Source organism: Achromobacter sp. CF-sbj1-Ac2-l, from assembly GCF_052698165.1.
In genome coordinates, this window is the sequence record NZ_CP199855.1 from 5177327 (window position 1) to 5201788 (window position 24462).

Sequence of the window (24462 nt, forward strand, 5' to 3'; positions counted from 1 at the left end):
AAGAATGCTGCCCGGTCGAGCATAACGCCGGCCCTGGCGCGCAGACGTTACGAAGCGTTGGCAATCTCGCCGTGCCCCGCCACGGCGATCCGCCCACCGAGGTGACAGACCGTCGCCGCTCTGCGCATAATCCCGGGCATTCCGTCCTTCCGCAGGAGCCCACCGGCATGTCCTCCCCTACGCTGGCTTCGGAGCGTCTTGCCGTCCTTCGCATGCGCTACGCGCTTTGCTGCGCCGCCGCACTCTTGTGGCTGGCCTGCGCGGCCCCCGCCCAGGCCTTCGACCGACAGGCCCAGACGCAGCGCTACCAGCAATGGCTGGCCGATTTCGAGCGCGACCTGCGCCGGCTGGCCGCCGTGCCCACCCCCACCGACGCCGACGTCGAGCGCATTTTCGCCGACACCGTGGTGCCGTCATCGCGCGCGGTGGCCCTCGTGCGCCAATTGGCCGCACAGCCGGCCGGCACGGTGTCGGGAGAGATTGCCTACCAGGGGCGGACGCGCCTGCTTCTTGGCCTGTTGCGGCAATCGGTGGTGGCGGGCGACGGCGGCCCCTACACCGACACGCCGCCGGGCAAGGCGCCCCTACAGTTGCGCGCCTGGTATCTGCATATCGACGGCGGCGGCCGGCTGGAGCCCCATTTCAACGACCCCGACGCCTATAAGCCCTATCGCCTGCCGCCCGACGGCAAGCTCGAGCGCGACGCCTATCCCTTCCTGGTGTTCGACGACGGGCCACGCCTGCGACTGGGCGCCATGACGCGGGAATACTGGGACGTGGTGCGCTTTCTGGACGGGCTGCAACATGGCTGACGCGACGATGTCCCGCCGCTGGCCGCGCCGTCTCGGCGCCGCGCTGCTGGCCGCGGCGCCGACGCTGTGCTGGGCCGCCTGCGCGCCCATCGACACGCCGTTCGGCGCCGAGCCGGCGGGCGCCGCGCTGCGCCCCCAGCCGCTGGCGCTGGCGCTGGACGGCCCGCGCGTGCTGCTGGGCCTGCATGGCGAACGCGTGCAAGCCGACACCCGGCTGATCACCGTGGCCGAGGACGGCGATCTCACGCCGCGCCTCTGGCCCGACGCGGTGGACTGGAGCGTCTACGCCAGTCGCGCCGGCGAGCCCGGCGCGACCGTGTTGCAGCGCGATGCCGACGGCCGGCTGTGCCGCATCGACCGCTACCGGCAGGTGCGCGGTCGCCAGGTCGAGGATGGCGGCTACCGGCTCGCCTACGATGCCCAGGGCCGGCTGGCGGCCTACGCCGAATTCACGTCGGCGCGCAGTGGCAAGGGCGCGCTGCAGCAGGCTTGCGTCGCCCGCGACGGCCAGGGCCGCGTCACGGCCGTGTTCCTGGACGATTGCGGCGGCACGCCATCGCGGCCGGTGTACTACGTGCGCGACGATGCCGGCTCCCTGCTGCGCATCATCGACCTGCGCGCCGGGCCGCTCGGCGCGCGGGTGCAGCGCTTGAACGCCGATGGCACGACGCGCGCGGTCTACCGGTCGCGTCCCGATCCCGACCGGGACGGCGCGATGATCGCCTATGCCCTGCCGGCCAATCCGCAGGACCGGATCCTGCCGGTGGCGCCCGGCGCCTCGCCGATCGTCATCACCGAGATCCCCGACGAGCCCTGGCGCGTGGTGCGCGTGCCGGCCGACACGGTCGAGGGCGACGGCCTGCCGTCGTGGGATCCGAAGGTGCAGACCGTGCTGCTCAAGGGCGTCAGCAATGCCCAGGGCCGTGTGCTGCTGGCGTCCTCGCAGATCGCGCCGTTCCACCGGGCCTTGCGCGAGACCCCGGGCCGGGTGTTCCTGTATGTGCACGACATGACCCGCTTCCTGCCCGTCACGGCGCTGGATGCCAAGGCCTGGGGCCGCTGCGTCGATCCGGCCCGGCGTGACGCCGGCGCCTGCGACTGAGCCCGCGGGCCGTCTCGTTCAGGGACTGGCCTGCGTCTCGACCGTCAGATGCGACAGGCCGGCGATATGCGCCAGCTTGGCCTTGTAGAAGGCGCTGTCGCGCGGATGGCGCGTAACCAGCGACACGATCGCGGCATAGTGGCCCGGACCGACCTGCCACACATGCAGGTCGGCGATCTCGCCGTCGCCGGCATCCAGGGCCTGTTCGATGTCGCGCCGCATTTTTCCGCTCTGCGGCGCGGCGTCGAGCAGCACGGTGCCGGAATCGCGGATCAGGCCCCACGACCAGCGCGCGATGACCAGCGCGCCGACCACGCCCATCGCCGGATCCGCCCATAGCCAGCCGTAGCTGCGGCCCAGCAGCAAGGCCGCGATGGCGAGCACCGAGGTCAAGGCATCGGCCAGCACGTGGACGTAGGCGGAGCGCAGGTTGTTGTCACGGACCCGCGCGGGATGGCCATGACCGGCGGCTGGCGCGCGGCCGTGGTCGTGGTCGTGGTCGTGGTCGTGCCCATGATGGCCGCGATCATGGGCGCCATGGACATGACGCCCATGATCATGGTCAGGCCTATGGCCGCCATGGCCGTGCGCATGACCATGGTCATCCTTCAGCAGCCAGGCCGATACCAGGTTGACCAGCAGCCCGGCGACCGCGATGGCGATGGCCTCGTCGAAACGGATGGGCACCGGATCGACCAGCCGCGCCAGGCTGTCCCAGCCGATGATCAGGGCGATCAGCGCCAGCACGATGGCGCTGGCGAAACCCGCCAGCTCGCCCAGCTTGCCGGTGCCGAAGGTGAAGCGCGGATTGCGGGCCTGGCGGCGCGCATAGCCGTAGGCCAGCGCGGTGATCAGCATGGCGCCGGCATGGGTCGACATGTGCCAGCCATCGGCCACCAGGGCCATCGACCCGTAGAGATTGCCGGCGATGATTTCGACGACCATCATGCTGGCGGTCAGGGCGATGACCCACCATACCTGGCGCTCGTTGCGCCGATGGTCCTGGCCGAGGAAGACATGATCGTGGGACGGGGAATGATTCATGGGGTTGCTCCTGCTGCCCGCCAGGCCCGTGACCGACGGCCCGGCGCCGGCGGGCGGTTATTTCATGTAGGCCCGGATGACATCCATCATTTCCCGCGCCGCCTGGACCCGCTCGGATTCGGACGGCGCGTGCACCACGTGCTCGTCCAGATGGCCCTGCATCACCTCGGCGGTCAAGCCGCTGAGCGCGCCGCGCGCGGAAGCCAGTTGGCGCAATACCTCGCCGCAGGGCGTCTCGGCCTCCAGCGCGCGCTCCAGGCCGTCGAGCTGGCCGCGGATGCGGCGCACGCGGGCGATGAGTTTTTCTTTCTGGCGGATGGTGTGGGCCATGGCGGATGAATGCCTGAATATAGTCTAGGGGACTATATTATAGATACCACGACGCAAAAGGAATGCCCCTGCTGGCGCCCCCGAAAAGCGGACGAAGGCAAGCAGTCCGGGCCCGAACGCCCAAGGACGCCCCGGCGCCGCGTGGCGAAACGGCCGGCAATGACACGGTGCTTCTATCCGATTCAGGCTGAAATGACCCGATTCGGGTAGAAATAACAATAACAATCATTATCATCAATGAATTCGCGGCGCGTTCCCTCCCGGGCTTGCCGCCTTCGCCCCGCGCCGCCCCCGAGCGGCACGCCCGGCATCCGCCTGCTCATTCCTCCGGAGAATCTTCCCCGTGCCATCGCGCCGCGCCTGGGCCTTGCTGGCCAGCCTCTACAGCACCCAGTTCCTGGGGCTGATGTTCTTCGTCATCGCCATGGTGGCCATCCTGCGCGACGGCGGGGCCAGCCTGGACACCCTCGGCCTGGTCTACCTGATAGGCATGGCCTGGCCGCTGAAGGCACTGTACGCCCCCTGGATCGACCGCCACGCCACCGGCCTGCGCGGGCACTACCGCGGCTGGCTGCTGGTGACCCAGGCAGGGCTGGTGCTGTGCCTGGCGCTGATCGGCATGCTTGACCTGCGGACCGACTTCACGGCGATCTACCTGTTGTGCTGGGCCACCGCCTTGTTCTCGGGCGCCCAGGACGTGGCGCTCGACGGCCTGGCCTGCCGGCTGCTGACCCGTCCGGCCGATCGCGGTTTCGGCAACGGCCTGCAGATCGCCGGTGGCCTGATTGGCAACCTGGTCGGCGGCGGCATGATGCTGATGCTGTATCCACGGCTGGGCTGGCGCGGCTGCTGCCTGTTGCTGGCCGCGCTCACGGCGGTGTCGTGGATCCAGCTTCTGGGTTACCGCGAACCGCAATGGCCCCGCAGCGCCGGCCCCGCCAGCCATGCGCGCCTGCTGGCCTTCTGGCGCGGCCCGCAACGCAAGCGCTGGTTGCTGTTGCTGGTGCTCTATCCGGCCTCCGCGTCGCTGGGGTATGCCGTCATCATGCCCTCGCTGATCGACACCGGCTGGTCGCTCGCCGACATCGGGCTGGTCCTCAACGTAGTCGGCGCCAGCGCCGGCCTGCTCGTGGCGCTGGCCTACGGCCGCCTGCTCAAGCGCTGGTCGCGGCGCGGCGCCGCCCTGTCGGCGGCGCTGTTGCAGGTCGCGGGCATCGCCGGGCTGGCGTTGCCCGCCATGGCCTGGGGATCGCATGCCACGGCGGGCGTGGCGGTGGTGCTGTACTACATGCTGTACACCCCGGCCGCCACGGTGCTGTGCACGCTGATCATGGATCAGGCGTCGCCGCAAAGCCCCGCCACCGACTACACCCTGCAGATGAGCGTGAGCCATTTCTTCGCGATGCTGCTGACCTCGGCCGGCACCCTGATGGCCGGCCGCATCGGCTACGGCGGCGTGGTCGGCGCGGCGGTCGCGCTGGCGGTGCTCGGCCTGCTCGCCGCCATGCGCTGGATTCCCCGGGAGGCGGCATGAACAAGCCCTGGGAAATCATGCGGCCGGTGCGCGGCCGGATCCGCCTGGCCATGGGCCTGGCGGTGGCCGGCGTGCTGTGCAGCCTGGCGAGCCTGGGCTGCCTGGCCCTGGCCATGCGCGACCTGCTGCGGGCCTCGGCCGCCTACCCCTGGCCCGCGTTCCTGGGCGCACTGGCCTGCACCCTGCTGGCCTGCTTCCTGCGGCTGCAGGCTTTCAACCAGTCGCACTATGCCGCCTTCCGCCTGGAAGTGATCCTGCGCAACGACCTGGTCCGGCACCTTGCACGGCTGTCATTCGGCGAATTGCAGGCGCTGGGCAGCGGTCCGCTGGCCAAGGTGGTGCAGAACGACGTGCAGGCGCTGCACGTGTTCGTGGCCGACAGCACGCCGCTGTTCGCCCGCGCCTACGCCATGCCGGTATTCAGCGCGGCGCTGCTGTTCGCGCTGGACTGGCGCATGGCGCTGGCCGCCGTGGGCGTGCTGGCGGTGGGCGCCGGCGGGCTGTCGCTGGCGATGCGCGGGCGCGAAACCATGACGCGGCGCTACCACCAGGCGCGCGAACAGGTCAGCGCGGCGGTCATCGAATACGTGCAGGCGATGCCGGTGGTGCGCACCTTCGATACCGGCCAGACCACCTTCGGCCGCTACCATCGCGCCCTGGAGCGCTACCTGGTCGTGCTGACCGATTGGTATCGCGGCGCCAGCTTCAGTTCGCGCTTCGCGATCGCCGTGCTGGGCCCGCTGCCGACGCTGGCGGCGCTGCTGTGGCTGGGCGCCTGGTGGACGGCGCAGGGCCAGCTCGATTTTCCCGTCTGGCTGGCCTTGCTGCTGTTTGGCATGGGCATGGCCGAGGCCATGTTCCCGATGATGTCGCTGGCGCACATGATCGACCAGGCCAAGCTGAGCGTGGCGCGCATCCAGCAGGTGCTGGCGATCACGCCGCTGCCGCCGGCGCGCGCGCCGGCGCGTCGTCCTGCCGACGCCAGCGTGCGCTTCGAGGATGTGCGCTTCGGCTATGGCGGCGCCCCCGCACTGGACGGCCTGAGCTTCACCGCGCACGCCGGCCAGTTGACGGCGCTGGTGGGCCGCTCCGGCGCCGGCAAGAGCACCGTGGCGCGGCTCATCGCGCGCTTCTGGGACATCGACGCCGGGCGCCTGCTGGTGGGCGGCGTCGACGTGCGCGACCTGGAACGCGAGACCCTGTTCGAGCACGTCGCCTTCGTGTTCCAGGACAACTTTCTGTTCTCCGGCAGCGTGGCCGAGAACATCGCCATGGGCCGTCCCGACGCCAGCCCGGCCGAGATCGAGGCCGCCGCCCGGGCCGCGCAGGCGCACGACTTCATCCTGGCGCTGCCCGACGGCTACGCCACCGTGCTGCGCGAGGGCGGCAAGGACCTGTCCGGCGGCCAGCGCCAGCGCCTGACGATCGCCCGCGCCGTGCTGATGAACCGCCCGATCCTGGTGCTGGACGAGGCCACCGCCGCCACCGATCCCGAAAACGAACGCGCGGTCGGCGCCGCGCTGGCCGCGCTGATGCGCGGCCGCACCGTGATCATGGTCGCGCACCGGCTCGCCAGCATCCGCCACGCCGACCAGATCCTGGTGCTGGACCGTGGCCGGCTGGCCGAATGCGGCACGCACGACACCCTGGTCGCGGCCGGCGGCCTCTACGCCCAGTTGTGGAACAACCATCAACGCGCCCGTCGCTGGACCCTGGGCGACCAAGCCTCATGACAACACCTCCCGCTCCCTGGCGCGACACCTATCGACGCCTTCTCCGCAGCGCCGGCAGCCAGGCCGGCCGCCTGCGCGCCAGCCTGTGCCTGCTGCTGCTCGCCGCCGTGTGCCAGGGTCTGTCGCTGGCCTGCATCGTGCCCCTGTTCGTCCATGTGACCCGCGGCGATCCCTGGCGCGCCGCGCTGGCCTGGCTGGCGGGCTTCACCCTGCTGGCGGCGGCCGCCATCGTCCTGCGCTGGCGGGCGCAGGGCTTCGATTATCGCGGCCACATGGCGCGCGCCACGCACGAACTGCGCGTGCTGCTGGGAGAACAGTTGCGGCGCATGCCGCTGGAGGCGCTGCAGGCCCACCGCACCGGCGGCATCGCCGCCAAGCTGCTGGGCGGCGTCGACGAACAGATGAACTACGCGCTGACGGTGATCAACCTGATCCTGGGCGCCATCGTCACGCCGGCCGCGGCCGCCGTGGCGCTGCTGGCCTGGGACTGGCGGCTGGGCGTGGCGCTGATGCTGGTGTTCCCCGCCATCGTGCCGCTCTACCGCTGGCGCCGGCCGGCGCTGGACCGAGGCCACGGCGCCACCGGGCGCGCCAACGAGGCCCTGAACGCCGAACTGCTCGAATACATGCAAGGGCTGCCCGTGTGCCTGGCGACGGGCCGCGCCGGCGCCGCCAACGAACGCCTGCGCGCCGGCTTCGAGCAGCTCGAGCAATTGCAGCGCGAACACCACCGGCGCGGCGCCAAGCCGTCGCTGATGGTGGCCGCCATCGTCGAATCCGGCATGCTGGCGATCCTGGGCTGCGGCATGCTCTGGGTCACGCAGGGCAGCCTGGCGCCCGCGGCGCTTGGCGCGGTGCTGGTGCTGGTGGCGCGCTTTGCCGAACCGCTGGCGACCTTTGTGAACTTCACCACGGTCCTGGCGCTGATCGAAGCCGCGCTGGCCCGCATCGAGGAGCTGCGCGCGGTGGCGCCGCTGCCGCAATGGCCCTCGCAGGGCGGCCCGGCCGGGCCGGCGGACATCCGCATCGAAGGCCTGGAGTTCCGCTACGCCGGCGGCACTGCCCCGGCGCTGCGCGACATCGACCTGGACCTGCCGGCGCGCGGCCTGACCGCGCTGGTGGGGCCGTCCGGTTCCGGCAAGACCACGCTGACGCGCCTGCTGATGCGCCACGCCGACCCGCAGCGCGGCGCGATCCGGATCGGCGGCGTGGACATCCGCGGCCTGCCGCCCGCGGACCTGAACCGCCTGATATCGACCGTGTTCCAGGACGTGCACCTGTTCGACGACAGCGTGATCGGCAACATCGGCATGGCGCGGCCCGAGGCCGGCGAGGCCGAGGTGCGGGCGGCGGCGCGCGCCGCCCATTGCCTGGACTTCATCGAGCGCCTGCCGCAAGGCTGGCAGACCCGCCTGGGCGAGGCGGGCGGCAAGCTGTCGGGCGGGGAACGCCAGCGCCTGTCGATCGCGCGCGCCATCCTCAAGGATGCGCCGATCGTGATCCTGGACGAACCCACCGCCGCGCTCGACACCGAAAGCGAACTGGCGGTGCAGGCGGCCATCGACACGCTGGTGGCCGAGCGCAGCGTCATCGTCATCGCCCATCGCCTGTCGACCATCGTCGCGGCCGATCGCATCCTGGTGTTCGAGGACGGCCGCATCATCCAGCGGGGCACGCACGCTGAGCTGCTGGCGCAGCCGGGGCGCTATCGGCGGATGTGGCAGGCGCAGCAGGGGTAACCCGCGGCAGCCCCCCTTCTCGATTCCTCGTCCGGCGCCCTCATCGCGCGCGTGCGCCGACCTCGATCGCGACGCCTTCCACGCAGGCGACGACGCGCCCGTCGTCGCGATCGGCCGGATAGCCGCCGGTGAAGTCCGAAAAGGCCGGCAGGATCGTGAGACCGGAACGCAGCCAGAACGCCGGCCAACTGCGCGGCACGCCGCGCACGGATGTCTTCGGATGCATGTGGCCGGCGATGACGTGCCGGCCGTCTGGGTCCGCCCGCGGGACATGGCTGAACAGGAACGGGCCGTCAATGTGCGTCTCGCCCAACTGCCGCACGCCGAACGCCGGGCCATCCAGGGCGCGGTCATGATTGCCCGCCAGCACCGCGACATCCAGCGCCGCATGGTCACGCCGCCACGCCATCCAGGTATCGCGCCACCCCGCCTGCCCCGCGGGCCCGTGCAACAGGTCGCCCACGATCCACAGCTCGCGGGCGGCGGTGCGCGCGATCACATCCGCCAGGCGATCCAGGTCGCCGCGCGTGGCGCCGCTGGGCACCGCGATGCCCGCGCGCCGGAACGCATGGCTCTTGCCCAGGTGCAGGTCGGCGATGACCAGTCGCGAACGCGCCGGCCAGAACAGGGCACGGGTTCCCAACAGCCACAGGGGCTCGCCGCCCAGCAACGCCTGCAACGCGCCGTCAGGCAAGGCGCTCATAGCGCTTCTCCAGTTGCTGCGCGGCGCGCCTGACGCGCGCCTGCCAGGTTTCGGTGCTGAGTTGCCCGCGCATGCTTTCGGTCCACAGCGGGAACGACAGGGGCGTCAGCGCGCGCGGTTCGCACAGCGCCAGTTCGCGCCGCTGGCAGTCGTGCAACGCCGCCAGCAGGCGCGGCGCCTCCAGTTGCAATTCGAACACCTCGCGCTCGGCTTGCGCCAGCAGCAGGTGGTCCGGATCGTAGCGGCGCAGCACATCGTAGAGCAGCCCGCTGGAGGCCTGCACCTGCCGCAGCGAGCGTGCCGCCTGGCCGGGCAATGAAGGCGTCAACAGGCCCGCCACGCGCGCGATCTCGCGGAACTGGCGGCGCGCCATTTCGCCCAGGTTGACGCCGTCGCGCAGGTCTTCGGCCATGTGTTCGGGGCTGAGCAACTGGCGCAGCAGCGCCGCGTCCAGCGCGGCCGGCTCGGCCAGCGTCAGCATCAGCCCGTAGTCGTTGACCGTATAGGAGATCGTGTTGGCCTGCCGCCGGCCCCAGCGCAGCGCGATCATTGCCGCGATGCCTTCGTGCACGGCGCGGCCGGCGAACGGAAACAGGAACAGATGCATGCCGCGCCGCGTGCCGATGCGTTCTGCCACCAGCCGCCCCCGGTCCGGCAATGCGCTGGCCTGCGCCTGGATCCGCAGCAGCGGCGCGACCGCGCGCATCTCCGGATGCGTGCCGGGATGCGAATACAGGCTTTCCACTTCGCTGGCCAGTTGCGTCGACAGGGGCATGCGCCCGCCCTGCCAGGTGGCGACCGGGCCATCGCCGCCCTTGGCGCGGCGCACATAGGCCACCATGCCTTCCAGCCGCACCAGTTCCAGCGTGCGGCCGGCGAACTGGAAGCGGTCGCCACGCCGCAGGCGCGCCAGGAAGCCTTCCTCCACCGAACCCAGGCTGCCCCCGCGCAGGTATTTGACGGCCACGGCGCCGTCGGCGGTGATGGTGCCGATGGACAAACGATGGCGGAACGCGACGCGCCGGTCGTGCACGCGATAGCGGCCGTCGTCGTCGCGCACCACGCGTTGATAGTCCGGATACTTGGCCAGCGCGCGGCCGCCCTGCACGATGAAGTCCAGCACCGCCTGCCAGGTGGCGCGATCGAGCGCGGCATAGGCATGCGTGCCGCGCACTTCCTGGTACAGCGCGTCGGCGTCGAAGCCGCCGCCCAGCGCCAGCGTGACGGCATGCTGGGCCAGCACGTCCAGGCTGCCGACCGGCGGCGGCCGGGATTCGATCTCGCCGCGCGCGATGGCCTGCCGGGCGGCGGCGTACTCGATCAGTTCGAGCGCCTGCGCCGGCACGCACACCACGTTGCCGGACTCGCCCGGCCGATGGCGGGCGCGGCCGGCGCGTTGCAACAGGCGCGCCACGCCCTTGGGGCTGCCGATCTGCAACACCTGGTCCACCGCCGGAAAATCCACGCCCAGGTCCAGGCTGGAGGTGGCCACCACGCAGCGCATCGTCCCGTCGCGCAGGCCCTGCTCCACCGCCGCGCGCAGCTTGGGATCGAGCGAGCCGTGATGCAGCGCCAGGGTGCCCGGGGCCTCGGGCCAGATCGATTCCAGCGCGCGATGCCAGAGCTCGGCCTGCGCGCGGGTGTTGGTGAACAGCAGGGTCGCGCGCACGTCGAACAGGCGCTTGAAGACCCGTTCGAGCTGCGACAGCCCCAGGTGCCCCGCCCACGGCAGGGCGCGGCTGCACTCGGGCAACAGGGTCGATATCTGTATCTTGCGCGGCCGCGCGCCCGACACCAGGGCGCTGTCGGGCGCATGCGGCAGCAGCACCGCGCGGGCCTGGTCCAGGTTGCCCAGCGTGGCCGACAGGCCCCAGGTGCGGGCGCCGGGCGACAGGCAGCGCAGGCGCGCCAGGCACAACTGCAGCAGCACGCCGCGCTTGTTGCCCAGCAGCTCGTGCCATTCGTCCACCACGATGCCGCGCAGGGCGCGAAAGCGCTGCGACGCATCGGCGTAGGACAGCAGCAGCGCCAGGGACTCGGGCGTGATGACCAGCACATCCGCCTTGCCCTGGCGCGCCAGGCGCTTGTCGCGCGCGCTGGCGTCGCCGGTGCGCAGCGCCACCGTCCACGCCAGGCCCAGCTCGGCCGCTGTCTGTGCCAGGGCGCGCGTGGTGTCGGCGGCCAGCGCCCGCAACGGCGTCACCCACAGCACGCGCGGCCCCTCGCCCGCCGCCGCGCGCGCCGGCGCCGGATCGGCCAGCGCCTCCAGCAGCGGGCCGCCGAATGCGGCCAGCGTCTTGCCGCTGCCGGTGGGCGTATGCAGCAGGCCGGATTCGCCGGCCAGATAGCGCCGCCAGGTTTCGCGCTGGAACGCGGCGGGCTTCCAGCCGCGAGCCGCGAACCAGGCCAGCAAGGGGCCGTCCCGCCGCGCGCTGCTCATCGCGCCAGGGCCTTCAGGGTATCGAGCCGGTCGGCCTGGTCGGCGCGCTTGTCGTGACGCCAGCGCAGGATGCGCGGAAAGCGCACCGCCACGCCGGACTTGTGCCGTTTGGACAGGTTGACGCCCTCGAAGCCCAGCTCGAACACCTGCACCGGGTCGACCGAGCGCACCGGGCCGAAGCGCTCGCGCGTGTGGGCGCGCAACCAGCGGTCCAGTTCCAGGATCTCCTTGTCGTCCAGGCCCGAGTAGGCCTTGGCGATGGGCACCAGCGCGTCGCCGTCCCATACGCCGAAGGTGTAATCGGTGTAGAGCGTGCTGCGGCGGCCGTGGCCGGACTGCGCATACAGCAGCACCGCGTCGATGGTGAGCGGATCGATCTTCCACTTCCACCAGTCGCCGCGCCGCCGGCCGCTCTGGTAGGGCGCGCCGCGGCGCTTGAGCATGAAGCCCTCCACGCCGCGCTCGCGCGATTGCGCGCGCAGCACGTGGGCTTCGTCCCAGCTCGCCGGCGCCACCAGCGGCGACAGTCCCAGGCGCGGGTCGGCGCGCTCGCGCAGCAGCGCTTCCAGCCGCGCGCGGCGCGCGGCCTGCGGCTCGTCGCGCAGATCGGCGCCGTCCAGCTCCAGCAGGTCGTAGGCGAGCAGCCGCACCGGCGCCTCAGCCAGCCACTTGGGTCCGGGCTTGAGCCGCTGGATGCGTGTCTGCAGGGCCGAGAACGGCATGGGATCGACGCTGTCTTCCTGCCAGGCCAGCAGTTCGCCGTCGACGACGCAGTCCACCGCCAAGGCGGCCGCGGCCGCTTCGACTTCCGGAAAGCGGCCGTCCAGGCGCTCTTCGCCGCGCGACCACAGCGCAACCTCGCCGCGCCGCCGGATCAGTTGCGCGCGGATGCCGTCCCACTTCCACTCCAGCAGCCAGTCGTCGATCGGACCCAGCAGCGCCGGGTCGCCCTCCAGCGGCGAGGCCAGGAAAAAGGGATAGGGCTGCTGGCGGTCGCCGGGCAGTTCGTCGGCGCTGAGCAGGTCGCGCAGGAACGCGGGACTGGGCGACCATGCGCCCAGCATGCGCTGCGCGATGCGGGCGATGGGCACGCCCGACAACTCCGCCAGCGCCTGCTGCACCATGCGTTGCGACACGCCGACGCGCAGCGCGCCGGTCAGCAGCTTATTGAAGACCAGGCGCTCGATGTAGGGCAGCCCCAGCCAGGCCGCGACGATGACTTCGCGGCGCTCGGCCTCGTCGCGGTTGGCGACCGGCACCAGGATCTCCTCGATCCAATCGGCCAGGCCGCGCTCGGGCGCGGCGGTACGCGGGTCGGGCACCAGCAGCGCCAGCGTCTCGGCCAGGTCGCCGACCTGGTCGTAGCAGGCGTCCACCAGCCAGGGCGCGGTATCGGAGGCGGTCGCGGCCCAGGCGCGCAACTCGCCGACGGCGGCGATCTTGCGGCGCGCGCTGGTGATCTTGCCGCCCGCCAGCAGGTACAAGGCCCAGGCCGCGTCGCGCGGCGGCGCATCGCGGAAGTAGGCCACCAGCGCCGCGCGCTTGTCCAAGGTGGCGGTGCTGCGGTCCAGTTCCTGATACAACGCCGCGAATCGCTTCATGCCTGGATCCGTTCCCCTGTCGCTACGAAAATGGCGCGGCGCGCCGTGCTAGTCGTCTTCGCCATATTGCGTGGCCAGCGTCTCGGCGACGATGCCCGATTCATTCAACGTGCGCACCAGCGCGTCGGTGTCGCCATGCGTGGCGATGACGCGGCGCGCGCCCGTCTGGCGGATCGTGCGCAGCAGGTCGGGCCAGTCGGCGTGGTCAGAAACGACGAAGCCCCGGTCCATGTTGCGCCGGCGCCGGTTGCCGCGCAACCGCATCCAGCCGGACGCGAAACCGTGCTGCGCCTTGCGGAAGCGCCGCAGCCACGCGCTGCCGGCCGCCGACGGCGGCGCCAGCACCAGCTCGCCAGCAAATCCCGTGCCCGCGGCCGCCGGCGCGCCGTCCGCCTCGATGACCAGGCGCGTGTCGGGCAGCGCGATGCCGGCCTCGCGGTAGACGTCCACGCCCGCGGCAATCGCGCCGTGCAGGTAGACGGGCCGGTCGACGAACGGCATCAACTCGGCCAGCACCCGCTGCGCCTTGCCCAGCGCATAACAGTAGAGAATGGCCGCCTCGCCGCGCGCGGCACAATGGTCGCGCCACTGCACGATGTCGCGCGCCACTTCCGCGGTGTCCGGCCAGCGATAGATCGGCAGGCCGAAGGTGGCTTCGGTGATGAAGGTGTCGCACGGCACCACCTCGAACGGCGCACAGGTGGGATCGGGCTGCCGCTTGTAGTCGCCCGACACGACCCAGACCTGGCCGTCGACTTCGATGCGCACTTGCGCGGAGCCCAGCACGTGGCCCGCGGAATGCAGCGAAACCCGCGCCCGGCCCAGCGTGAACGGCTCGCCGTAGGCGTGGACGCGGTAGTCCTGTTCGCGCAGGCGCCATTGCAGGATCGGCAGGCCTTCGGCGCTGGTGTGGTAGCAACCCATGCCGGCGCGCGCGTGGTCGCCATGGCCATGCGTGAGAACGGCGACGTCCACGGGGCGCCAGGGGTCGATGTAGAACTGGCCCGCGGCGCAGTACAGACCCTCCGGACGCAATTGGACGATGTCGGGCATGGGCAATCTCCCGCCGTGGAGGGAGCGTCTCGCGCGAGGCGCGTGAAACGCGGCACGGCATCAGTCGGTTATACCGCGAATGCCGTATCCGGCCAAAGCCGCTATGCTGCCCGCCGCGCGGCGGCCCCGGCGGGATCCCAACCCCGGCCCGGCACCGCCGCCAGCAATGCCTGGGTATAGGAATGCGACGGCTGGCCGAAGACCTCGGCGCAAGGCCCCGCTTCCACCACCTTGCCGTCCTTCATCACCGCGACGTGGTCGCACACCTGCGCCGCGACCCGCAGGTCGTGGGTGATGAACAGGATCGACAGGCCCAGTTGCTCGCGCAGGCGCGCCAGCAGCGCCAGCACCTGGGCCTGGACCGACACGTCCAGCGCCGACACCGGCTCGTCGGCGATCAGTACGCGCGGCCGCATCGCCAGGGCCCGCGCCAGTCCCACGCGCTGGCGCTGTCCGCCCGAGAACTCGTGCGGATAGCGATTGATCGCGTCCGGCGACAGGCCGACCAGTTCGAACAACTCCCGCGCCTGGGCCCAGGCCTCGCGCCGAGGCGCGCCATGCACGATGGGGCCGCGCGCGACGATCTCGCCGACGCGCTGGCGCGGGTTGAGCGAGCCATAGGGGTCCTGGAACACCATCTGCACCCGCCGGGCGTGCGCGCGCCGCGCGGCGGCGCCCTTGAACGCCAGCGGTTCCCCGGCCAGCGTGATGGCGCCGGCATCCGGCGGCAAGAGCCCCAGCAGGGTACGCGCCAGGGTGGATTTGCCCGAACCGCTTTCGCCGACGATGCCGAGCGTGCCGCCTTCGCGCAACGTCAATGACACCCCGTCCAACGCGTGGGTCACCCGCCCGGGCTGGCCGAACCAGCCGCGCTTGCGATAGGTCTTGGACAATCCGTCCGTGGTGAGAATGGCGGGTTTTTCCGGGGCGCCCGGGGCGCGCGCGGCTGCCGGCGCCAAGGGCGGCACGGCCGCGATCAGGGCCCGGGTATAGGGATGGCGCGGATGCCTGAGCACCTCCTCGGCGCGGCCGCTCTCCACCAGCTCGCCGCGCTGCATGACAGCGACGCGGTCGGCGATCTCCGCCACCACGCCGAAGTCGTGGGTAATGAACAGCACCGCGGTGCCGCGGCGGCGTTGCAGGTCGTGTATCAGGCTCAGGATCTGCGCCTGCGTGGTGACATCGAGCGCCGTGGTCGGCTCGTCGGCGATCAGCAGCGCCGGCTCCAGCGCCAGCGCCATGGCGATCATGGCGCGCTGGCGCTGGCCGCCGGACAGTTCGTGCGGATAGGCGCTGAACGCATGGGCGGGATCAGGCAGGCGCACCGAGTCGAGCAACCCGAGCGTTCGCCGCCGGATTTCGCCGCCTGGCAGGCGCGTGTGGGTGCGGAAGACCTCGCCGATCTGGTCGCCGATGGTGCGCAGCGGATTGAGCGCCGTCATCGGCTCCTGGAAGATCATGCCGATGCGCTGGCCGCGCAGGCGGCGCATGGCGGCCGGGGACAGGCGCAGCAGGTCCTCGCCTTCCCACAGCACCTGCCCGCCGCTGGCGCGCACGCCCTGCGGCAGCAGGCCCAGGATGGCGCCGGCGGTCAGCGATTTCCCGGATCCGCTCTCGCCGACGACGCAAACGATCTCGCCGGCGTTGACGGACAGGGACAGGTCGTGAATCGCGTGGCGCCGGTCGGCGCCCGCCGGCAGGTCGACGGTGAGGTTCTGGATGCGCAGGAGTTCGGTCATGGCGCCGATGCTAAGCCGGCGCGGGGCGATGGCTAACGACAGATCAGCGATTAGCAAATGACCGATCGCCCCATCCCCTAGAACCACCATGCCGGCAGCAGCGCCGCGCAAAGCGCGCCGGCCAGCGCCAGCGCACCCCACGCCCGTCCCGCGCCGCGGGCGCTGAACACCCCCAGCACGATCAGCGGATACAGGACGAAGCTGGACAGGGTCGCCGCCAGCACCGCCACGGCCGGCGATACCCCAACCGTGGGCAGGGCCCGCGCCAGCAGCGACATCGCCAGCGCCGACACGCCATAGCCGCCCGCCGCGGCCGCCAGCACGCGGCTGGCGACCTGCCATCGATGGGCCGCCCGTTGCGGGGCCGCGGCCGCCGGCGCCCGCCTGGCGTCGCCCGCCGCGGCCGGCCGCGCCCAGCCGCGCCGCAGCGCCCAGGCGATATAGGCCAGCGCCAGGCCGAACCCGATCACCGTCAGCTCCAGCGCCGCCTGCTGCGCCTGCCCGTGCCGGAGGTAGGCCCACAGGTGCATGCCGGTGGTGGCCCCGTTCAGCCACGGCAGCCCCATGCACAGCAGGGCCGCCAGGGCCAGTTGCCCGATCCAGCCGCGCGTGGGCCCGCGCCACGCGGCATGTGCCAATGACAGGGCCCACGCGCCGAAGAACGCCCGGATCTCCCAGGTCTCGCGTCCCGCCAGACCCGGCGGAATCAACCGGTTGGCATAGAGGTAGACGATGCTGGCCAGCGCGATGCCCGCCAGCGCCGCCACGTTCAGCGCCTCGACCCCGTGATAGACACGCGCCGTGGCCGCGCCGAATTCGTGTTCGCTTTTCTTGCGGCGCTTGAGCGCGAACAGCAGCGTGCCGGTGGCCACCATCGCGGTGCCCGCCAGGCCGCTGAAGAAATACAGCCACTTGATGGTCCAGCCGCCGAAGTCGGCCTTGTGCAGGGTCTCGATGGCCGCGTGCACGTGATGGGCGGCCATCCTCGCCTCAAAGGCGGGCACGACCTGGCGCACCGCGCCGCTGCCCGCGTCGAACACGACCCGGCTGGCATGGGTAAGCAGGCGCGGCGCCGGGCCCGCGTCCTTGCGTCCCAGCACGCGCACGACGCTGCCCGTCGCGCCGGGATGCTCGACCGTGACGTGGGCCGCGTCCTGTCCGGTCAACGCGCGGGCCCGCAACAGCAAGGGATACAGCGCCTGTCCCGCGCCCTGGCCCGGCCGCGCGCCGGCCGCGTCAGGCGGCGCGGGCGCCAGCTCGGCCTGGTAGCGGCGGTAGGCGCCGTCGTCCCCGCCGTACACCGCATGCAAGGGCCACGGCATGTAGCTGGTATAGAAGAACGCCAGTCCCGTGTAGCCGATCATGAACAGGAACGGCAGCGTCAGCACGCCGGTGGCGTTGTGCGCATCGAGCCAGCTACGCTGGCCCTTGCCGCGCCGGAACGTGAAGAAGTCCTTGAAGATGCGCTTGTGCACCACCACGCCGGACACCAGCGCCACCAGCATGCACAGCGATATCGCCCCCACCAGCCAGTAGCCCGGCAGGCCTCCGTGCAGGGTGTAGTGGAACGACATGAAATGGCGGCCGCCCTCGGTCGCGCGCCGTGGCGGCGGCGCCTGTTCGGCGCCGGTGGCCGGATCCATCCAGGTGTCGTGCGAGCGGCCATCGCCGCCGGTCCAGGCCAGATGCAACGGTCGGTCCGGCCGCGCCGGCAAGGCGATGTCCCAGGCGACCGCATCGCCCGCCCGCGACGACAGGATCCGCGTCGCCCGGTCCATCAGCCAGGCGGCGTCGCCGCCGGGCTGGCCCGCGGGCAGGGGCGTGGCCTCCATCCACCGTGTGATGGGTTCCCGGAACACGCTGAGCGTGCCCGTCAGCATGATGGCGCACAGCAGCCAGCCGCAGACCAGGCCGCACCAGGTGTGCAGCCAGGCCATGCTCTGGCGCAAGCCCGCCTTCATGCCGGCGCGCCCGCGGGCCGGCACGCGGCGGCGGCACGGCGCGTCATAGCGTGCCGCGCAGGGTCAGCATCACGTTGCGCGGTTCCCCGAAGTGATTGCCGCGGCGGATCTGGCTCACCATGCTGTAGTAGTGCTTGTCGAACACGTTCGCCACGTTCAGGGCCAGGCTCCAGTGCTTGTCGATGCGGTAGCCGGCGCGCAGGTCCCACACCGCGCGGCCCGGCGCGCCCATGCGCACGGAGGTATCGTCGTAGGCGGGATATGAATAGCCGCTCTGCGCCGAGACCCCGCCGCCGATGCTGAAGGCGTTCCAGCGGCCCGGCAACTGATACGTGGTCGACAGGCGGAACAAATGGCGCGGCGTCTCCGCGCTGATGGTCTCGCCCTCGTCATCGCGGCTGGTGACGAAGGTGTAGCCGGCCATCACCTGCCAGCCCGGCGACAGCTCGCCGCTGGCCTCCAGTTCGAAGCCCTTGCTGCGCAGCGTGCTGCCGTTGCGATAGCAGTCGCTCGAGGCCAGCGAGCCGGTGCAACCGCCCGGATTGGCCTCGTCCACCACCGCGATGCCCGACTTCTTGACCGCGAACACCGCCGCCGACAGGTTCAGGCGCCCGTCGTAGAGCTCGCCCTTGATCCCCGCCTCGTAGTTGGCGCCGATGGCCGGGTCCAGCGGCGAGCCCGACGACGTCACATACGAACTCTGCGGCTGGAAGATGTCGGCATAGCTGGTGTAGACCGACCATTGCGAATTCAGGTCATAGACCAGGCCGGCATACGGCGTGAACTCGTGCTTCTGCTCGTAATCGCGGGTCCTGGCGCCCGTCAGGCCGTCGCTGGACTGATACTTCAGCCAGGTGAGCCGGCCGCCCAGCAGCAGGTGCAGCGGGTCCGCCAACTGCAGGCGCATGTTGCCGTACAGCGCGGCCTGCTCGCTGCGCGCGGTTTCCTTCGAGTCCCAGGCCGGGCGCGTTGGCACGGGCAACGAGGAATGGTCCGGGTTGTAGATATCGATTGGCATGTCGGTGTCCAGACTCGCCGACTTCTGGTTGATGCGCTGGCGCGCCCAGCTCGCACCCACCAGCATCTGGTGGGTGCCGCCCAGCGCCTGGAAACTGCCCGTGGTGTGCAGATCGACCCCGTCGCTCTGCACGCGCGCGCGATTGAAGTAGGTGGTGTAGAAGCTGGAGCCCAGGCCGGTGGCCCGGTCCACGCCGCCGATCGGAATGGCCACGCGCTGGTCCAGGTCGACCTCCGTGCGGTTGACCGACAGCCGCGCCTTCCAGTCCGTCGCGAAACGGTGCTCGGCCTCGGCGAAGATCTCGTCGACCTGACCCTTCTGCCGGTTCCAGTCCTGGATCAGCGAGGTCGAGCGCTTGATGTCCAGGGGGCTGCCGTCGGTGTAGCGCGGCAGGCCGAAGAGCCAATAGCCATCGGTGTCGGTGGCCTGGTGGCGGGCGCCGAGCGTCAGCGTGGTGCGCGGGCCGACGTCGGCGTCGATCACGCCATAGAACAGCGGCGACCGGGCCTTGGTGCCATCGTAGAAATAGTGGCGGTCCTGGTAGGCCGTGACCAGGCGGCCGCGCACCGTGCCGGCCGCGTTGAGCGGGCCGCCGCCGTCGACTTCCATGCGGTAGTTGTCCCACGACCCCGCGGTCGTGTTCATTTCAAGGTGGCCTTCGCCACGCGGCCGCTTGCGCACCATGTTGATGGCGCCGCTGGGATCCGCCGAGCCCAGCATCAGCCCGCCCGCGCCGCGCAGCACCTCGACCCGGTCGAACACCGCGGTGTCGATGGGCAGCCAGCCCACCGGGGCATAGACGATGCCCGCCACGCCATCGACCAGGTAGTTGTTGTCATCGACGGTGAAGCCACGGATCGAGAATTTGTGGTTGCCGAAGTTGCGCGCCGTCTTGGTGACGCCGGTGGTCTGGGCCAGCGCCTCCTCCAGCGTGGTGAGATTCTTGTCGTCCATCTGTTGGCGCGTGATCACGCTGACCGACTGCGGCGTTTCGCGGATCGACTGCGTCATCTTGCCGATGGTCAGCGCGCCGCTGGTGTAGGAACCGGTCAGTTCGGTGGTCGGGTCGCGCAGGCTGCCGCCGCTGACGGTAACCGCCGGCAGCGTCACGGCGCCGCTCGATGACTGGCCGGCCGCCGTCAGGGTGAACACATCGGGCCGGCTGCTGTTGACCCGCACCGGGGTGCCGGCCAGCAGTTGGTCGAGCGCCTCGCGCGGCGTGTAGCGACCATTGACGGCCGGCGCCTGCTGCCCCGCCACCGCCGCCTCATCGAACAGCACCTGGTGCCGCGACTGCTCCGAAAACACCCGCAGGGCGCGATCCAGCGGCTGTGCCGGAATGCTGAATTGCACCTGTGCCGCCGCTTGCTGCGCCTGCGCCGCCTGCGCGCCCAGGGCGGCGAGCGCCCCCGCCACCAGCGCCCGCACTGCCCGGGCCCGCATGCCCGCGCCCAACGCGCCGCCTGCCAGCGCGTTTCTCAACGTACCCCGTCCCATTCCCACTCCCACTTTCTGTTGTTGACCGCGACCGGCCTTGCAGGGGTAAACGGAGTTCGGGGCGGGCTTGGGAACCCGCGCGGAAAAATATTTTTGCGGCGGCCCCGGCCGCTCAGCGGGCCTGGATCAGATAGCCGCCATCGGCCGTGCGCGCCACCCGCACCGGCAGCAGATCCGGCAAGGCTTCCAGGAACGCGGCGGGCGCCTGGGTGGCGGCAAAGCCCGACACCGGCAGGGCTTTCAGGCCCGGCGCGCCCAGCGTCACCGGCTTGCCCAGGTATTGCGCCACCTCCTGCGCCACCTCGCCCAGCGGCGTGCGCCGGAACACCAGGCGGCCGTTGCGCCAGCCGCCGATGGCGTCGGCCCCGACCGCCACCGCCGGGGAGGCAGTCGCGCCCACGGTGACGCCCTGCTCGGCGCCCAACGAAACCTCGTCGCCGCCCTTGTCCCGATCGGGCTGCACCCGCACCCGGCCATGCAGCACCTTGACGAAGACCTCGTCCGGCGTGGTGCGCACGTTGAAGGCCGTGCCCACCACCGTGATCCGGCTGCGGCGCGCATCCACGGTGAAGGGGCGGCCACTGTCCGGCGCCACCTCGAAAAAGCCTTCTCCCTGGTCCAGCACGACCTCGCGCCGGCCCGGGTAGTAGCGCACCTGCAGGGCGCTGCCGAAATTCAAGGCGACATGGGAGCCATCGGGCAGGTCCACCTGACGCACCTCGCCGGCCGCGGTGCGCACGTCCAGCACGTACCCGGGGGTGTTGGCCCAGTGATAGCCGCCAACGCCCGCGCCGATCGCCAGCACCACACAGACGGCGACCAGCGCGCGCGAAAACACCGTCTGGCCCGGCAGCCAGCGCCAGCCGCCCCGCCGCTTCGCGCGACGCGCCGCGGCCGCCCGCGGCGCCACGGCGGGCCGGTCCGACGCCAGCGCCGGCCGGGGCGTCCGCGCCAGGTCGCCCCAGGTGCGCGACACCTGTGCGTAGGCTTGCCGATGGGGTGCGCCGGCCGCCAGCCAGGCTTGCAGGTCGCGCTCGTCCGCGGCCGACCAACTGGGGTCCTGGCGGCGCACGAACCATTCGGCCGCCGCCTCGTGCAAGGCCAGCGGGTCGGGCGGAGGGGAAGTCGGATCGGTCATGACGGCGTGGCGTCGCTCTTGTTGTTATTGTCCGGCCCGCCGTCGTCGGCGGCGAACCGATGCATCTGCTGCATCTGGGCAACCGTAGCATAGTGCACCCGCACCTCGCAGTAGGCGATGGCGCGCGCCAGGTGCTTGACCACCATGCGCCGCGAAATCTGCATGTGGCTGGCGATCTCATCCTGCGTCAGGCCGTCGAAGCGGCTCAGCACAAAGGCTTCGCGCTGGCGCTCCGGCAGTTCCCGCAGGGCCTCGGCCAGGCGCTGCAGCCGCTGCTGGTGCGCCGCCGCCCGCATCGGACACGAGGCCTCGTCGGCAGCCCAGCCATGCGCGTCCTCGCCCAGTTCGTCGAGCGAGACCGTGCGCAGGCGCCGGCCCGCCTCGCGTTCGCGGAACTCGTCGGCCACGCCGTTTTGCACGGTCTTGCGCAGATAGGCGCCCTGCTTGTCGATCGAATCCAGCGCGGGATTGGCCGCGACCCATTTGACGACGCCGTCATGCAGCGCGTCCTCGGCGCTGCCGATGCTGCCCTTGAAACGCGCCAGCCCGCGCAGCAGCGGCAGCCGCCAGCGCGCATAGGCCTTGGCGAGGGCGCTGGCGTTGCCGGTCTCATCCGGCACGGCCGTGTCGCGAGACGCCAGCAAGGGGTTGCGGCTCATCCCGCGCGCTCCGTTGTCCGTCGCCGCGCCATGCATGGCGCGGTCCGTCCGGAGCGGGCCGGGACCAGGCGATCGGTGGAGGGGCGGAGCGAAGTGACGAACACGGTGCCGACGGGTGGGCCATCGATTCGCGCGCGGGCGATGCTGGCGGGTTGAAATTCGCCGAATTGTACTGAGATTTATTCTCAATCGCCATTCGACCGGCGCCCGGCGGCGTGACTTGCTAAGATTCCTGCAGCCGGCAATTTCATATCCCGGCCTATCGGAGCGGCGCCCCTTGACACGGATCCCCACGACCTTGCTCTTTCGCCTCGGCCAGGCGCTGCTGCTCGCCTGCCTGGCCTGCTCCGCCGCGTTCGCCGCCCCGCCCACCCTGGCGCAGTGCAATGGCATCAAGGACCTGGCCTTCGTCGCCCACCTGGATGACGACCTGCTGTTCATGAATCCGGACATCGCCTCCAACATCGCGGCGGGCGGCTGCGTGCGGGTGGTCTACCTGACCGCCAGCGATGCCGGCGAGGGCGACACCTACATGCTGGGCCGGGAGCGCGGCGTGCGCGCGGCCTATGCCTACATGGCGCGCCAGCCCGACCTGTGGAAGGAAAGCGCCGGCCATGCGGGCCCGCGCCAGATCGCGCGTTTCACCCTGTCCGGCAATCCGCGCGTGCAACTGTGGCATCTGCGGCTGAAGGACCCGTGGCTGGGCAAGGGCTGGGGCAGCCTCACGCCGCTGAGCCGCACGGAATCGGAACCGGGACAGACGGTGGACACGCTGGGGCCGTATCCGGAGGTCTACTCGCGCGAACAACTGATCGACACCCTGGCCGAACTGATCCGCCAGTACCAGCCGACCACGGTGCGGCACCTGGACGACACCATCAGCGTGCCATACACGCAACTGTGCTGGCGCTGCGCCGGCCACGGGCATCCCGACCATATCGCCAGCGCGCGGCTGGTCCGCGCCGCCATGCTGCGCGCGCCCGGCAACTACGCCGAGACCGGCTACATCGACTACCCCAGCCAGGAACGCGCCAGCAACCTCGCCGACAACGAGATCGCCAGCAAATCGGTGATCTTCCAGCACTACGCCTGGAACGACTATCACTATTGCGCAGGCCCCACCGGCTGCAAGGAGCCCGCCGGGCCCGCGGCCGCCTGGGTGCAGCGCGCGTATTACGTCTCGCGCCAGGACATGCCGCCGCAGATCTATCCGGACGGCCGCAACGGCCTGGTGGTATTCGCCGCCGGCGAGACCAACGCGGCCGCCAATCGCTGGGACGCGGGCCAGCGCCGCTGGCAGAGCCTGGGCGGGCGCACCAGCGGCCCGCTGGTGACATTCGGGCATGCCGACGGCACCGCCGGCCTGATGGCGCGCGATCCGCTGGGCGGCGTGTGGGCCAACAAACAGCGCCACGACGGCACCTGGCAGGGCTGGCAGGCCCTGGCCGGCGTGCGCGTCAGCCAGATCCCGGCCGTGGCGCCGCGCGGCGAGGCCGCCGCGGTGGCGCTCGGCTACGACGGCCTGCTGCACTGGATCGCGCCGTCCGGCATCGACGGCAGTTGGGCGCCGTGGCAGAGCCTGCCGCCCCTGGACGGCGCCACCGGCGCGCCGGCGGTCGTGCGCGGCGATGACGGCCGCTACATCGTGTTCGCATCGGCTGGCGGCGGCCAACTGTTCTACACACGCCAATTGCCGGCGCCCAAGGGCCAACGCCCCGAGTGGCATTCCTGGCGCCGCGTGCAGGCCCCCCAGGCCGCCGGCGGGCTGGCCGCGATCCGCAACCACGAGCACCGCGTCGAACTCTATTTCCGCCAGCGCGCCAACAATCACCTGACGCGGCTGGAAGAAACCGGCGACACCACCGACCTGGACATGGAATGGAGCGCGCCGACCGACCTGGGCGTGCCCTACATCGGCCGGCCCGCCATCGACGCCGATGCGCAGGGCAATGTGATCGTGGCGATCCTGGAACGCGCCGACGGACCGCTCTGGCTGGTGGAGCACGGCAAGCCGGCCAGGCTCGACGCCGAAGCCGCCTCGCCGCCGGCCATCCATCTCATCGACGGCACCTTGTACGTGGTGGCGCGCATGGCCGGCGGCCCGCAGCGCTACCAGGTGCTGTCGCGCCGCGGCGGCGTCTGGGCGGCCACCCTGACGCTGGACGGCCTGCCCGCCGCCGGCGGCGGACCGTTCGCGACCCTGGCCGCGCGGCCCGCCGACCTGCCCAAGCTGGGCGCCAACGACGCCCAGCACACGGTCGTGCTGCGGCCGTCCGCCACCGAACCGGGCACCCTGGCACAAGAAGCGATGCCCACGCAGGCCTCGCGCGCCGCCACGCCCACCCACGTGCAATAAACC

General features: G+C 71.3%; 17 protein-coding genes. 6 read left to right on the forward strand and 11 right to left on the reverse strand.

Annotation, left to right across the window (positions count from 1 at the left end; all coding sequences use genetic code 11):
- Positions 1 to 167: 167 nt before the first annotated feature.
- Positions 168 to 812, forward strand: coding sequence for a hypothetical protein (locus ACUDCK_RS23820; protein WP_175167138.1), 645 nt, complete (start codon positions 168 to 170; stop codon positions 810 to 812).
- A complete protein-coding gene (locus ACUDCK_RS23825) occupies positions 805 to 1914 on the forward strand; it encodes a hypothetical protein (RefSeq protein WP_244976874.1) in 1110 nt (369 codons plus the stop codon). The genes ACUDCK_RS23820 and ACUDCK_RS23825 overlap by 8 nt, the downstream gene beginning before the upstream one ends.
- Before the next feature lie 18 nt (positions 1915 to 1932).
- Here ACUDCK_RS23825 and dmeF read toward each other — a convergent pair whose 3' ends face one another.
- Positions 1933 to 2958, reverse strand: coding sequence for a CDF family Co(II)/Ni(II) efflux transporter DmeF (gene dmeF / locus ACUDCK_RS23830; RefSeq protein ID WP_064525887.1), 1026 nt, complete (start codon positions 2956 to 2958; stop codon positions 1933 to 1935).
- A 57-nt stretch (positions 2959 to 3015) separates the two neighbouring features.
- A complete protein-coding gene (locus ACUDCK_RS23835) occupies positions 3016 to 3288 on the reverse strand; it encodes a metal/formaldehyde-sensitive transcriptional repressor (protein WP_054415202.1) in 273 nt (90 codons plus the stop codon).
- Positions 3289 to 3631: 343 nt separating this feature from the next.
- On the opposite strand from ACUDCK_RS23835, the gene ACUDCK_RS23840 reads away from it, so the two are divergent.
- Genes ACUDCK_RS23840 through ACUDCK_RS23850 form a run of 3 tightly spaced genes read left to right on the forward strand, consistent with a single transcriptional unit; the run spans position 3632 to position 8294 of the window.
- Positions 3632 to 4822 (forward strand): MFS transporter, encoded by a 1191-nt coding sequence (locus ACUDCK_RS23840; protein ID WP_175167136.1) that lies wholly within the window; start codon positions 3632 to 3634, stop codon positions 4820 to 4822.
- Positions 4823 to 4839: 17 nt separating this feature from the next.
- Complete coding sequence (locus ACUDCK_RS23845; protein WP_277355991.1) at positions 4840 to 6555, forward strand: ABC transporter ATP-binding protein; 1716 nt, start codon at positions 4840 to 4842, stop codon at positions 6553 to 6555.
- Entirely contained in the window at positions 6552 to 8294 is a 1743-nt protein-coding gene (locus ACUDCK_RS23850; protein ID WP_116793693.1) for an ABC transporter ATP-binding protein, read from the forward strand. Before ACUDCK_RS23845 ends, ACUDCK_RS23850 begins: the two co-directional genes overlap by 4 nt.
- Before the next feature lie 40 nt (positions 8295 to 8334).
- Here ACUDCK_RS23850 and pdeM read toward each other — a convergent pair whose 3' ends face one another.
- From pdeM to ACUDCK_RS23895, 9 genes are all read right to left on the reverse strand, one after another.
- Positions 8335 to 8997, reverse strand: coding sequence for a ligase-associated DNA damage response endonuclease PdeM (gene pdeM / locus ACUDCK_RS23855; RefSeq protein WP_175167134.1), 663 nt, complete (start codon positions 8995 to 8997; stop codon positions 8335 to 8337).
- Positions 8981 to 11437 carry a ligase-associated DNA damage response DEXH box helicase gene (locus ACUDCK_RS23860; RefSeq protein ID WP_175167133.1) on the reverse strand — a complete coding sequence of 819 codons (2457 nt, stop codon included), beginning with the start codon at positions 11435 to 11437 and terminating at the stop codon, positions 8981 to 8983. Before ACUDCK_RS23860 ends, pdeM begins: the two co-directional genes overlap by 17 nt.
- Positions 11434 to 13038, reverse strand: coding sequence for an ATP-dependent DNA ligase (locus ACUDCK_RS23865; RefSeq protein ID WP_063569933.1), 1605 nt, complete (start codon positions 13036 to 13038; stop codon positions 11434 to 11436). Before ACUDCK_RS23865 ends, ACUDCK_RS23860 begins: the two co-directional genes overlap by 4 nt.
- A gap of 48 nt (positions 13039 to 13086) precedes the next feature.
- Positions 13087 to 14091 (reverse strand): ligase-associated DNA damage response exonuclease, encoded by a 1005-nt coding sequence (locus ACUDCK_RS23870; protein WP_175167132.1) that lies wholly within the window; start codon positions 14089 to 14091, stop codon positions 13087 to 13089.
- A gap of 101 nt (positions 14092 to 14192) precedes the next feature.
- The gene (locus ACUDCK_RS23875) at positions 14193 to 15830 is read right to left on the reverse strand and encodes an ABC transporter ATP-binding protein (RefSeq protein WP_144655450.1); all 1638 of its coding nucleotides are present in this window, start codon (positions 15828 to 15830) and stop codon (positions 14193 to 14195) included.
- Positions 15831 to 15907: 77 nt separating this feature from the next.
- On the reverse strand, positions 15908 to 17791 hold the full coding sequence (locus ACUDCK_RS23880; RefSeq protein ID WP_244976873.1) for a PepSY-associated TM helix domain-containing protein: 1884 nt from the start codon (positions 17789 to 17791) through the stop codon (positions 15908 to 15910).
- A 43-nt stretch (positions 17792 to 17834) separates the two neighbouring features.
- Positions 17835 to 20252, reverse strand: coding sequence for a TonB-dependent siderophore receptor (locus ACUDCK_RS23885; RefSeq protein ID WP_244976872.1), 2418 nt, complete (start codon positions 20250 to 20252; stop codon positions 17835 to 17837).
- 166 nt (positions 20253 to 20418) lie between these two features.
- Positions 20419 to 21444 carry a FecR family protein gene (locus ACUDCK_RS23890; protein WP_175167130.1) on the reverse strand — a complete coding sequence of 342 codons (1026 nt, stop codon included), beginning with the start codon at positions 21442 to 21444 and terminating at the stop codon, positions 20419 to 20421.
- Positions 21441 to 22103: an RNA polymerase sigma factor gene (locus ACUDCK_RS23895; protein ID WP_116793700.1), complete on the reverse strand. Its 663-nt coding sequence runs from the start codon at positions 22101 to 22103 to the stop codon at positions 21441 to 21443. Before ACUDCK_RS23895 ends, ACUDCK_RS23890 begins: the two co-directional genes overlap by 4 nt.
- Before the next feature lie 298 nt (positions 22104 to 22401).
- Between ACUDCK_RS23895 and ACUDCK_RS23900 the strand changes: the two genes are divergently transcribed.
- Positions 22402 to 24459 carry a PIG-L family deacetylase gene (locus ACUDCK_RS23900; RefSeq protein ID WP_244976871.1) on the forward strand — a complete coding sequence of 686 codons (2058 nt, stop codon included), beginning with the start codon at positions 22402 to 22404 and terminating at the stop codon, positions 24457 to 24459.
- Positions 24460 to 24462: the final 3 nt, after the last annotated feature.

What these genes read in the sequence shown, in the direction of transcription:
- ACUDCK_RS23835 (WP_054415202.1), bottom strand. Translation starts at nt 3,288, where the DNA reads ATGGCCCACACCATCCGCCAGAAAGAAAAACTCATCGCCCGCGTGCGC.
- ACUDCK_RS23880 (WP_244976873.1), bottom strand. Translation starts at nt 17,791, where the DNA reads ATGAAGGCGGGCTTGCGCCAGAGCATGGCCTGGCTGCACACCTGGTGC.
- ACUDCK_RS23870 (WP_175167132.1), bottom strand. Translation starts at nt 14,091, where the DNA reads ATGCCCGACATCGTCCAATTGCGTCCGGAGGGTCTGTACTGCGCCGCG.
- ACUDCK_RS23875 (WP_144655450.1), bottom strand. Translation starts at nt 15,830, where the DNA reads ATGACCGAACTCCTGCGCATCCAGAACCTCACCGTCGACCTGCCGGCG.
- ACUDCK_RS23890 (WP_175167130.1), bottom strand. Translation starts at nt 21,444, where the DNA reads ATGACCGATCCGACTTCCCCTCCGCCCGACCCGCTGGCCTTGCACGAG.
- ACUDCK_RS23850 (WP_116793693.1), top strand. Translation starts at nt 6,552, where the DNA reads ATGACAACACCTCCCGCTCCCTGGCGCGACACCTATCGACGCCTTCTC.
- ACUDCK_RS23860 (WP_175167133.1), bottom strand. Translation starts at nt 11,437, where the DNA reads ATGAGCAGCGCGCGGCGGGACGGCCCCTTGCTGGCCTGGTTCGCGGCT.
- dmeF (WP_064525887.1), bottom strand. Translation starts at nt 2,958, where the DNA reads ATGAATCATTCCCCGTCCCACGATCATGTCTTCCTCGGCCAGGACCAT.
- ACUDCK_RS23825 (WP_244976874.1), top strand. Translation starts at nt 805, where the DNA reads ATGGCTGACGCGACGATGTCCCGCCGCTGGCCGCGCCGTCTCGGCGCC.
- ACUDCK_RS23865 (WP_063569933.1), bottom strand. Translation starts at nt 13,038, where the DNA reads ATGAAGCGATTCGCGGCGTTGTATCAGGAACTGGACCGCAGCACCGCC.
- ACUDCK_RS23895 (WP_116793700.1), bottom strand. Translation starts at nt 22,103, where the DNA reads ATGAGCCGCAACCCCTTGCTGGCGTCTCGCGACACGGCCGTGCCGGAT.
- pdeM (WP_175167134.1), bottom strand. Translation starts at nt 8,997, where the DNA reads ATGAGCGCCTTGCCTGACGGCGCGTTGCAGGCGTTGCTGGGCGGCGAG.
- ACUDCK_RS23820 (WP_175167138.1), top strand. Translation starts at nt 168, where the DNA reads ATGTCCTCCCCTACGCTGGCTTCGGAGCGTCTTGCCGTCCTTCGCATG.
- ACUDCK_RS23845 (WP_277355991.1), top strand. Translation starts at nt 4,840, where the DNA reads ATGCGGCCGGTGCGCGGCCGGATCCGCCTGGCCATGGGCCTGGCGGTG.
- ACUDCK_RS23885 (WP_244976872.1), bottom strand. Translation starts at nt 20,252, where the DNA reads ATGCGGGCCCGGGCAGTGCGGGCGCTGGTGGCGGGGGCGCTCGCCGCC.